The sequence below is a fragment of the Paenibacillus campi genome, from assembly GCF_034659835.1.
Lineage (GTDB): Bacteria > Bacillota > Bacilli > Paenibacillales > Paenibacillaceae > Saccharibacillus > Saccharibacillus campi.
On the sequence record NZ_JAXSQZ010000001.1, the window covers coordinates 1207977 to 1219249 of the forward strand.

Sequence of the window (11273 nt, forward strand, 5' to 3'; positions counted from 1 at the left end):
GTTTCATATGATCTTCATTCACAAATTGGACAAAAATAAGAAATCGTTCACTTTTTCGCCTGAAATTGTTTTATAATGAATCCATGCAGGTAAAAAAAGGTAATGTAACCGTTTGAATCGTCACTGTAGGCACAAACCTGTATCGTTATGATACAAAATGATGACGCTGGCTGACGAAGCGGTTGCAGACGCTGAACGATGCAGCGTGAAGCAGAGATTACCTTTGATCTGTACAAGTTAGACAGCATGGAGCCGACAAATTGGCGGCAACTATGTTGCCTTGTTTTTCCGCGTCACCCGGTGTGCACTGTTTCAGCAAATTTATACTTTCTTGAAGGGCGGAAGATTTTATGGCAGATGAGAACAAAAAGCAACCGCAATCGAATGATCAAGAAGAAAATGTAACGCTGACAAACCGACAGGGGCATCCTGTCACCGATAATCAGAATGTGAGAACGGTCGGCAATCGTGGACCGATTACGATGGAAAATTACAATTTCCTCGAAAAAATTACTCATTTTGACCGTGAACGTGTGCCTGAGCGTGTCGTGCATGCGCGTGGAGCAGGTGCACATGGCGTATTTGAAGCTTATGGCACGGTTGGTGATGAACCGGTCTCCAAATATACACGCGCCAAGCTGTTTCAGGAAAAGGGTAAACAGACACCGGTGTTTGTACGTTTTTCGACCGTTGTGCACGGTGGACATTCGCCGGAAACATTGCGCGATCCGCGCGGCTTTGCAACTAAATTTTATACCGAAGATGGAAACTGGGATTTGGTCGGCAACAACTTAAAAATTTTCTTTATTCGCGATCCGCTTAAATTCCCGGATATGGTACATGCGTTTAAGCCCGATCCGATTACGAATGTGCAGGATATGGAGCGTTTCTTTGATTTCATCGGCAACAGCCCGGAATCGACCCATATGATTACATTTCTGTTTTCACCGTGGGGCATTCCAGCCAATTACCGTGAAATGCAAGGCTCTGGCGTCAACACATACAAATGGGTGAATGAAGCCGGTGAAGCGGTATTGATCAAATACCACTGGGAACCGCTGCAAGGTATCCGCAATCTGTTGCAGGATGAAGCGAACCAAATTCAGGCGCTTGATTTCAACCATGCAACGATCGATCTGTACGATGCAATTCAGAACGGCGATTACCCGGAATGGGAATTGTGCGTGCAAATTATGGAAGACAGTTACCACCCTGAACTCGATTTCGATCCGCTCGATCCGACTAAACTGTGGCCAGAAGATAAATTTCCGTTCCTTAAAGTCGGCAAAATGACGCTGAATCGCAATCCAGAGGATTATTTTAACGAGGTAGAGCAGGTTGCTTTTGGTACTGGCGTACTCGTAGACGGATTGGACTTCTCGGACGATAAATTGCTGCAAGGACGTACATTCTCCTATTCCGACACCCAGCGTCACCGCGTTGGCTCGAATTATCAGCAGTTGCCGATCAATGCGCCGCATAGCCGTGTGGCGACAAACCATTCCGGCGGACAAATGCGCTATCATAGCGACCGTGCACCAGGTCAAAACCCGCATGTGAATTATGAGCCGTCTTCGCTCGGCGGTTTGAAAGAAGCGCCAAAGCCGGGTAAAGACCATGAGCCGGAATATTATGATGCACGTCTGATGCGTGAAAAGATCGACCGTCCGAACGATTTCGTACAGGCGGGCGAGACGTATCGTAATTTCGAAGATTGGGAACGCGACGAGCTGGTGAAAAATCTCGGTGGCAATCTCGCGCAGTGCAATGAAGACATTCGCGGGCTTGTGCTGGCAAATATCCAGCAGGCAGATGAGGAATACGGCCGTCGTGTACAAGAAGAAATCGACAAAGCGCTCGCTGATCCAACTATGGGCAAGCCGACACATCGCGCTCATGCTGCCGCGAAAAAGGCGGAACATACAGGGCATGATGCCAAGCCGTATTAAGTGTAAGTGAAGTAGTTGAGCTGGACGGATGCGCCGAGCCGGAGCAAGGCATTGGACGAGTAACCGTTCAGGCTGCTGTGTAGAATGATGTTATAAACGAACAAAAGATCAATCGACATCGTGTCGGTTGGTCTTTTTGTACGGTTTTGATGAGGCTGTTATGTGATCCTATTGCTGTTTAACTGAATCGACAATTCGTTTAAATATAAATTGAAGTGGATGCAAGTGTATAGGCAAGCTTATACGGCTAAGTCATTTTTATAAAGGCGGCGATCATGATGAAAATTATTATTACACAAGAAGAAGCGGTACAAAAAGGCGTTTGGAATGAAGTGATGCAAATGTTTGGCGTGCAAAATGAAGATGAGACGTATGCACAAGAGCAGTTTATTTTGACCGAGGAGCAGGCGAAGCAGTTGAAGTTGATCGCTTGAATAGGTTTGTGTAGTATGGGCATGTGATGAATTAAATTGACACAACCGAGTCGTATTATTCAGTTGCGAATCAGTTATCGCATCCCAATGCCATTTGAGATTGGTACGAGCTTGTAGCATTACTATATGCCAAGCTAACCGATAAAAAGGCAGTACCGATCATGATGATCGATACTGCCTGCTCTATGCGTGTATACTCATTTCGACAAGTTTGATCATTCAGCAATCGTGCAGCAGATGCCCAATTTTACTTGTCGGAATCTTGATGTTTATTATCTTTATCTTCATCACCAGCAGCAACCGGAGATGGCTTTGCTACCCAATCGTCTGCTTGTGTTTCAGGATTGGCGCCTTGTTCCTTTTTGCGTTTCTCCATCAGTGTATCCTCGGAATTCGGGTTTTCCATTTTGTTGTCTTCTGCCATGTTATTCTCCTCCTTATGATGTCTTAAGCTAATGGTGTATGGACTCTCCTTTACATTACCCGTTTGCTGGGAATGAAAACACGATGCTAGTATTACGCTATTTGTCCTAACCGAAATACAATTGCGCATCATATGGGAGCTATGCGTATTGTCGTATGATGGGGCTGAGCCGTAGGGGCACCTCCATGCAAACGAAACGTGCCCGAAAATTAATATCAAACAGATCGTGCAAAAGGGGTTGACATTTATCTCAAGGCTAAGTAATATTATCTCATAACCAAATATCTTTAAATTAAGATTTATTAAATAAGGCGAAGATGGACTTGAAATAGTTTACAGCTTCATAAACGACTGCATCATGTACGATCTACGATTTCAATCAAAGGGGAGCATAGTCATGAACAAACAAACGATGGGCATTCACCATATTACAGCCATTGTAGGGCATCCACAGGAAAATGTAGATTTTTACGCCGGTGTGCTAGGCTTACGGCTGGTGAAACAAACAGTTAACTTTGATGATCCTGGTACATACCATCTGTATTTTGGCGATGAGGGTGGCAAACCGGGAACGATCATTACCTTTTTTCCGTGGGCGGGAGCAACGCAAGGGGTGATCGGAGATGGACAGGTTGGGGTTACGTCTTATGTCGTACCGCAAGGAACTCTCGATTTCTGGGCAAAACGGTTAGAGCAGTTTGGCATTGCGTATCATACTCATGTACGGTTCGATGAAACGTATTTGGCATTTGACGATCCGCACGGTCTGCATCTGGAACTTGTTGCTCGTGGTGTGGCAGACCCGAATGGTTGGAGTTTTGGCGGTATAAATGCGGATGTGGCGATCAAAGGGTTTGGTGGTGCGACATTGTATTCCACGCAACCCGCACAGACGGCGCATTTGCTGGAACATGTGATGGGACTGGAACAAGTCGGTCAGGAAGGCGATTATATGCGCTACCATGCGTCCGCAACTATCGGCAATGTGATCGAGCTGAAAATGACGACCGGTGTGCATGGCGAAATGGGCGTCGGTACGGTGCATCATATCGCTTGGCGTGCTAGCGACGATCAAGATCAATTGGAATGGCAAGCGTACGTAGGCAATCACGGTTATGGCGTAACCGCTGTGCGTGATCGCAATTATTTTAACGCGATCTATTTTAGAGAGCATGGCGAAATATTGTTCGAAATTGCTACCGATCCTCCGGGCTTTGCCCATGATGAATCGTATGCAACGATGGGGCAGCAACTGATGCTGCCGGAGCAATATGAAGCACATCGCGCCAAATTGGAACAATTGTTATTGCCATTTGAAGTGCGTGAGCTGGATGAAGTGAAAGGATGAGCACGATGTGGACGAAGCTGGACAGCAAACGATAGCGTGGGAATAGGTAGCAATTGCTGTGCATGCATAAATAAAATATATAAATAACAATATAAGGAGTGTTTTAACATGGAAGATTTAGGGTTGTTTTTAATTCGGTTGATGATTGGTGTTGTGTTTGTATTTTATGGTACACAGAAATTGTTTGGTTGGTTTGGTGGTTATGGCATTAAAGGTACAGGTGGCTGGTTTGAATCGATCGGTATTAAGCCAGGTCATGTAGCGGCAACCATTAGTGGTATCGCCGAACTGTTAAGCGGTATTTTGTTCCTGCTCGGTCTGTGGTTGCCGCTGGCAGCCCTACTCGTTACGATCGTGATGCTTGGTGCGATTGCCAAAGTGCATGGTGCAAAAGGTTTTGCCAACGGTGGCGGCGGGTTTGAGTACAATCTGTTTCTGATCGTCGTAGCAATCGGTTTGGCGCTCATCGGTTCAGGTGCATGGGCAGTGCATTTTTAAGCAGTCCATGCGGAAATATGGCTAACCTATTGAGCAGAATCAAAAAGAAGCAAACATTTATTTTTGAAAAGATGTAGTTTGACAAGAAGTATAAAGTGAGACTTATATGTATAATTGGGAACATAGCTGGATCGCATCAGCCGCTATAAGGAAGTGATCGTCAAGCGCATCTGAACGATCGATGAGAAATCGCGCTGTCGTTAGTGTGTTGTCGTGGTGTGACGCGTCATGTATGTAAATTTTCATTCCAATTCCCCTGTTTGCGTAAAGCTCCACCTGTTGCTAACGATACATTGTGCAGCAGGTGGAGTTTTTGGCGTATTCTTTTACTTTAGTCCGTTTAAGCGTTATCAATATTGAATATATTTTTGTTTATTTCCGAATTATATATTTTCAAAATAAAACAGAAATGATATACTCCAGAAAAGCAAGCTGAATAGGCAATGAATGACAACTGGAAACTAGCAAGCGGTGAAACGCATCGTAACGATGTAACAGGCTGAACTGCTACTGGTAGACCAAACCAAGCGATGGAGGATGAAGGATGATACCAAATCAATGGAATGCGAGTCAGGCAGCAGCTTATGCGGAAGGTGTAGACCAGCTTGTATATCGCTCTAATCTGATCGGTTCAGATCGCCGGGTATGTAACTGGGGCGGTGGCAATACGTCAAGCAAGACGGTCGTGCAGGATTTTCGTGGACGTGATGTAGATGTGATGTTTGTTAAAGGTAGCGGTTCTGATCTGGCTTCGATGAAGGCACAGCACTTTACCGGGCTGCGGATGGATGATATTCGTCCATTGTTTCAGCGGGAGCAAATGTCGGATGAGGAGATGGTCGCTTATTTGGCTAATTGTATGATTGATCCAAAGGCACCTCGTCCGTCGATTGAAACGTTGCTGCATGCGTTTTTGCCGTTTCGTCATGTGGATCATACCCATCCGGATGCGATTATTAGTCTATGCTGCGCGGACAATGGCAAAGAGATCGCACAGCGGATTTTTGGTGATCGTTTTGTATGGGTACCGTATATTCGCCCTGGTTTTACATTATCCAAAATGATCGCTCAAGGCGTGCTTGATCATCCGAACGCTGAGCTCGTATTAATGGAAAAACATGGTCTGGTCACATGGGGCGATACGCCAGAGCAATGTTACGATAAAACGATTGAAATGATCAATTTGGCAGCACAGTATATTGCCGAGCATGCCAGCCAACAATTAACATTTGGTGGCGAAAAATTGCAAGCGCTACCATCGGAGCAACGACAACAGCTAGTGGCAGCGCTCATGCCCGCACTGCGTGGAGCGGTAAGCGATAGCAAGCGCATGATCTTAACGTTTGATGATGCCGATGATGTGCTCACATTTGTCAATGGACACGATTCGGCGGCATTATCGCAAGTGGGCGCAGCTTGCCCGGATCATCTTGTGCATACGAAGATGACACCATTATTTATCGATTGGACGCCAGCAGCGGATGATGTAGAAGGATTGAAACAGGCGGTACTGACCGGTGTGGAGCGGTATAAGGAGCAATATAAAGATTATTTTGAACGCAATCATAGCGAGGGCGATGTCATGTTTGAGCCGGCGCCACGTGTCATTCTAATTCCAGGTATCGGCATGATCAATACCGGCAAAAGTCATGCGATGTCGCTCGTAAGCGGAGCGCTGTATCACCGGGCGATTGCGGTTATGGGCGGTGCGACAGCTTTAGGACAATTCGTATCATTAAGTGAGGCGGAATCGTATCATGTGGAATATTGGCGGCTGGAGCTGTACAAGCTAACACTGGCACCGCCAGAGGCGGAATTTTCCCGTCAAATCGCCGTTATTACCGGCGGTGCAGGTGGCATCGGCAGTGCGACCGCACGTCGCCTTGTGAGTGAAGGTGCACATGTCGTGCTGGCTGATCTGAATGTGGAAGGTGCGCAGAAGGTAGCGGATGAACTGAATGCCAGCTTTGGTGCCGGACGCGCATTAGCAGTGCACATGGACGTCACGAATGAAGCGCTTGTCGAAGCCGCATTAGCGCATGTCTCGCTAGCATACGGTGGTGTCGATATTTTGATTAACAATGCCGGACTAGCAACTTCAAGTCCATTTGACGAAACATCGCTAAAAGAATGGGAGCTAAATATGAATGTACTGGGTACCGGCTATTTTCTGGTCGCCCGCGAAGCATTCAAACTGATGAAGCAACAGCAACTCGGCGGCAGCATGGTATTTATCGGCTCCAAAAACTCGATCTATGCCGGCAAAAATGTAACCGCCTACAGCTCTGCCAAAGCATTAGAAGCCCATCTGGCACGCTGCATTGCAGCCGAGGGCGGCGAACTGGGCATTCGGGTCAATACGATTTTGCCAGACGCCATCTTGCAAGGCTCAGCAATTTGGAACTCCAACTGGCGCAACGAACGCGCCGCCGCTTATGGCATCGAGCCCGATCAATTGGAAGATCATTATCGCAAACGGACAACATTGCTAGTGAACATTTACCCGGACGATATCGCCGAAGGCGTCGCTTACTTCGCCTCCTCCAAAGCGGCAAAAACGACCGGCTGTATGTTAACGATCGACGGCGGCGTTCCAGCAGCATTTACGCGCTAAAAAATAAATAAAAAGCATTGCACTAACAACATATACACTACGTACGTTAATTGCATGATGTTGACTACATGATCAAGAAACGGTGCACTTCCTTTTGCTAGCAAGCACAGCGATCTAATCTACAACTGAATTGTAATACATTTTCCATGTTGTAGATGTGTATATGAACAATCCATCGGTTGAAACGGTCACATTTCAAGTCAATTGAGCCGTTTGTACAGCAGTAGTCTAATGAACAAATGCATTGAACTACTTGCAAAGTAATTTGAAGACATGCCCTAATAAAAATTACGAAGCAACACACCATATTGCTTCCGTGTTTACGAGCTTCAAGCACTTGAATTTGCATTAAATGACTTGTCCTAATACGCCACAACCCCAAACGATCTGCTTAAGGAGGCATTATTATGACCGATAAAGCGTACGCCCTGTTTGAGGAACAGCAGCAAGCACGCGGCATAGACTTGAACAAAATTAAAGCACGGCTCAAAGCGCTGCAAATCGAGACCCCTTCATGGGGATATGGCGATTCCGGCACTCGTTTCAAAGTGTTTCAAAAGGAAGGTGTGCCGCGTAATCCATTCGAAAAGTTGGAAGATGCCGCACAGGTACACCGTGTGACCGGATTATGTCCATCGGTGGCGATTCATATTCCGTGGGATCAAGTGGACGATTATAGCAAGCTGCGTACGGCTGCGGAAAATCTGAATTTGAACATCGGCGCGATCAATCCGAATCTGTTTCAGGACGAGGATTACATGCTTGGTAGTGTGACGCATACGGATGCGGCTGTCCGGCGTAAAGCGACCGCGCATTTGCTGGAATGCGTCGATATTGCACGGGCGACCGGATCGCGCGACATCAGCCTCTGGTTTGCCGATGGTACTAATTATCCGGGACAAGGCAGCATTCGTCAGCGCAAACATTGGATGCTGGAAGCGCTGGCAGAGATGTATAGTGCATTATCGCCGGATATGCGCATGCTAATTGAATACAAGGCGTTTGAGCCGGCTTTTTATCATACCGATATTGCCGATTGGGGTATGGCGTACAATTTGGCGCTAAAGTTGGGTGAACAAGCGCAGGTGTTAGTCGATACCGGACACCATCTGCCTGGGGCAAATGTGGAGCATATCGTATCGTATTTGATCGATGAAGGACGGCTGGGCGGGTTTCATTTTAACAGCTATAAATATGCCGATGATGATCTGATTGTTGGTGCGATTAATCCGTATGAACTGTTTTTGATTTTTTATCAAATTTTGGAGGCGGCGGACAGTGGGGAACAGCGGCTGCTCGATGCGGTAAACGGGATTGCGTATATGATCGATCAGTCGCACAATATCGAGCAGAAAATTCCGGCGATGATCCGTTCGGTGCTTAATGTGCAAACCCAGTATGCCAAGGCGCTGCTTGTCGATCATCGTGAGGTAGCCGAGGCGCAGCAGCGCGGCGATGTGCTCGGTGCCGAGGATGCGGTCAGACGTGCGTTTGAATTTGATGTAACTCCATTATTGCAGGCGGTACGGGAAGAACAAGGTTTGCCGGTTGATCCGATGCGTGCGTATGTAGGTGATGCGTATGGACAACGCATTTTGGCGCGTGGCAAAGGTGGTGCAAGCTGGTGACGATTCTTGCGTATGATCTGGGCGCAGGCAGCGGCAGGGCGATTGTAGGCAGACTGACAGACAACCGGATCGTGACGCAGGAAATTCACCGTTTTGCGAATGAGCCGGTGAAAGTCGGTGCGCATCTGTACTGGGATATTTTACGGCTGTATCATGAGTTGCAGCATGGTCTGATCGTAGCCAAACAAGAACGGATGGTGCCGGACAGCATCGGCATCGACTCTTGGGCAGTTGATTTTGGCTTGATCGGACGTACTGGTGAATTGCTTGGCAATCCGTATCATTACCGTGATCCGCATACGGCTGGTATGATGGAGCAGCTGGTGGCGGAGCTGACGGCAGAGCGGATTTTTGCGGCGACCGGGATTCAATTTTTAAGTTTTAATACGCTGTATCAGCTTGCCGCGCTGCGGCGCGATGATTCGCCGCTGTTGAAAGAGGCGCAGCGTTTGCTCATGATTCCGGATTTGCTGCGTTATTTTATGACCGGCGAGATGATTAGCGAATTTACGAATGCGACGACGACACAGTTGTACAATGCGCGCCAGCAGGAATGGGAACGCAAGTTGTTGTCCCATATCGGCATCCCGTCATCATGGTTTGGCAAGCCGGTGCAGCCAGGTACACCAGCCGGACGGCTGCGTCCCGCACTTACAGATGCGCTTGGACTGCCTGCGATTGCGGTGACAGCGGTTGCTGAGCATGATACCGCTTCGGCTGTCGTGGCGGTGCCGGCATGGTCGGATTCGTTTGCTTATCTAAGCTGTGGCACATGGTCGCTAATGGGCACCGAGGTACCGGAACCGATCATTAATGAACAGGCGCTAGCGCTTAATTTTACCAATGAAGGCGGTGCATACGGCACGTATCGGCTGCTCAAAAATATTATGGGTTTGTGGATTTTCCAAGAATACAAACGGGAATGCGAGCGGGACGGGCATTATGCGTCTTATGCCGATTGGCTGTCAGGAACGGAGGCAGCATCGGCGTTTCAATGTTTTATCGATCCAGATGATCCGGTATTTCTGCATGCCGGTGATATGGCAGTACGGGTAGCAGACTATTGTCATCGCACGAATCAACCGCTGCCACAATCGCGTGGTGCGGTCGCACGCTGCATTTTTGAAAGTCTTGTATTCAAATATCGCTATGTGTTGGAGTTGACCGAACAATTGTCTGGCAAAACGTTTGATGGGCTGCATATGGTAGGCGGGGGGATTCAAAATCGACTGCTTTGCCAATGGACGGCAAACGCGATTGCCCGTCCGGTATGGGCAGGCCCAGCCGAAGCAAGCGCGATTGGTAATCTGGCGGTACAATGGATAGCACAAGGTACATTTAAAAACATGGCAGAAGCGCGTACGGTCATTCGCGACTCCTTCCCGGTGGAACTGTATGAGCCACAGGAGCGAGACATGTGGGAGCAGGCGTATGCACGGTTTTGCCAGTATGTGAACGTACCTGTACAATAACGAGTCGGAGTTGAGGATATGATGCTGGTGGCACAGCGATATGACAAAATTGTGAAGCTGGTCAATGAACACGGCAGTATGCGCGTCACCGAGCTGAGTGAACGTTGTCAAGTGACTGAAGAAACAATTCGCCGTGATCTGGATCGGCTGGAGCGGCAAGGTCTGCTCCGGCGTTCGCATGGCGGTGCGGTCAGCGTCCAAGGCGAGCAGCCGGAGACGCCATTTTCAGAACGCGAAATTATGCATGCCGAAGAAAAGCGTCGTATTGCGGAACAGGCGGTCAAACTGATCGAGCCGCATGATCGCATTTTGCTCGATGCAAGCACGACGGCATGGTATATGGCGGCATCGCTGCCGGATATTCCGCTGACCGTGTTGACCAATTCGATTCGCGTCGCAACCCAGCTTAGCAATCGGGAAAAGATCGAAGTCATCTCTACCGGTGGACAGCTTGTATCGCGCTCGCTCTCATTTGTCGGGCCGCTGGCGGAGCGTTCGCTGGAAACGTATTATGTGAACAAACTGTTTCTGTCCTGTCAGGGTGTACATCTAGAGCGCGGAGTGAGTGAATCAAGCGAGCTGCAAGGACGAGTGAAGCAGAAAATGGTCGGCATGGCAGATCAGATCATTTTACTCGCGGATGCAAGCAAATTTGGGGTACAGGCATTTGCACATGTAATGAATTTGAGCGAGGTCGATCAATTGATTACGGACAGCCGGATTGCAAGCGAAATGGTGGCACAGCTCAAAGAGCACAGTATAGATGTAACGATCGTCTAACGGAAATAACGCGAGTTGCAGCTGTGGATGATCGTATGCAAGCAGAGGCCTGTAATTGGAGACGAATGAGCGTGCACGAACTTGATATGGCGCTTAGCCTAAGCTTGAATGCCATTTGCCGAGTAA

General features: G+C 48.0%; 9 protein-coding genes. 8 read left to right on the forward strand and 1 reads right to left on the reverse strand.

Annotated features, from left to right (window positions below):
- Nucleotides 1-350 precede the first annotated feature (350 nt).
- Together U1I11_RS04835 and U1I11_RS04840 are read left to right on the forward strand one after the other, a co-directional pair.
- On the forward strand, nucleotides 351-1949 hold the full coding sequence (locus U1I11_RS04835; RefSeq protein ID WP_322904259.1) for a catalase: 1599 nt from the start codon (nucleotides 351-353) through the stop codon (nucleotides 1947-1949).
- 275 nt (nucleotides 1950-2224) lie between these two features.
- Nucleotides 2225-2383, forward strand: coding sequence for a hypothetical protein (locus U1I11_RS04840; protein ID WP_322904539.1), 159 nt, complete (start codon nucleotides 2225-2227; stop codon nucleotides 2381-2383).
- Between the two features lie 247 nt (nucleotides 2384-2630).
- Here U1I11_RS04840 and U1I11_RS04845 read toward each other — a convergent pair whose 3' ends face one another.
- Nucleotides 2631-2807 (reverse strand): hypothetical protein, encoded by a 177-nt coding sequence (locus U1I11_RS04845; RefSeq protein WP_322904260.1) that lies wholly within the window; start codon nucleotides 2805-2807, stop codon nucleotides 2631-2633.
- Between the two features lie 397 nt (nucleotides 2808-3204).
- Between U1I11_RS04845 and U1I11_RS04850 the strand changes: the two genes are divergently transcribed.
- The 6 genes from U1I11_RS04850 (at nucleotide 3205) to U1I11_RS04875 (ending at nucleotide 11147) form a co-directional block, all read left to right on the forward strand.
- Nucleotides 3205-4155, forward strand: coding sequence for a ring-cleaving dioxygenase (locus U1I11_RS04850; protein ID WP_322904261.1), 951 nt, complete (start codon nucleotides 3205-3207; stop codon nucleotides 4153-4155).
- A gap of 108 nt (nucleotides 4156-4263) precedes the next feature.
- On the forward strand, nucleotides 4264-4653 hold the full coding sequence (locus U1I11_RS04855) for a DoxX family protein (RefSeq protein ID WP_322904262.1): 390 nt from the start codon (nucleotides 4264-4266) through the stop codon (nucleotides 4651-4653).
- Between the two features lie 544 nt (nucleotides 4654-5197).
- Nucleotides 5198-7267, forward strand: coding sequence for a bifunctional aldolase/short-chain dehydrogenase (locus U1I11_RS04860; protein ID WP_322904263.1), 2070 nt, complete (start codon nucleotides 5198-5200; stop codon nucleotides 7265-7267).
- Between the two features lie 407 nt (nucleotides 7268-7674).
- Nucleotides 7675-8895, forward strand: coding sequence for an L-rhamnose isomerase (gene rhaI, locus U1I11_RS04865; RefSeq protein WP_322904264.1), 1221 nt, complete (start codon nucleotides 7675-7677; stop codon nucleotides 8893-8895).
- Entirely contained in the window at nucleotides 8892-10367 is a 1476-nt protein-coding gene (locus tag U1I11_RS04870; RefSeq protein ID WP_322904265.1) for a rhamnulokinase, read from the forward strand. Before rhaI ends, U1I11_RS04870 begins: the two co-directional genes overlap by 4 nt.
- A 21-nt stretch (nucleotides 10368-10388) precedes the next feature.
- On the forward strand, nucleotides 10389-11147 hold the full coding sequence (locus U1I11_RS04875) for a DeoR/GlpR family DNA-binding transcription regulator (RefSeq protein WP_322904523.1): 759 nt from the start codon (nucleotides 10389-10391) through the stop codon (nucleotides 11145-11147).
- The last annotated feature ends 126 nt before the right edge of the window (nucleotides 11148-11273 follow it).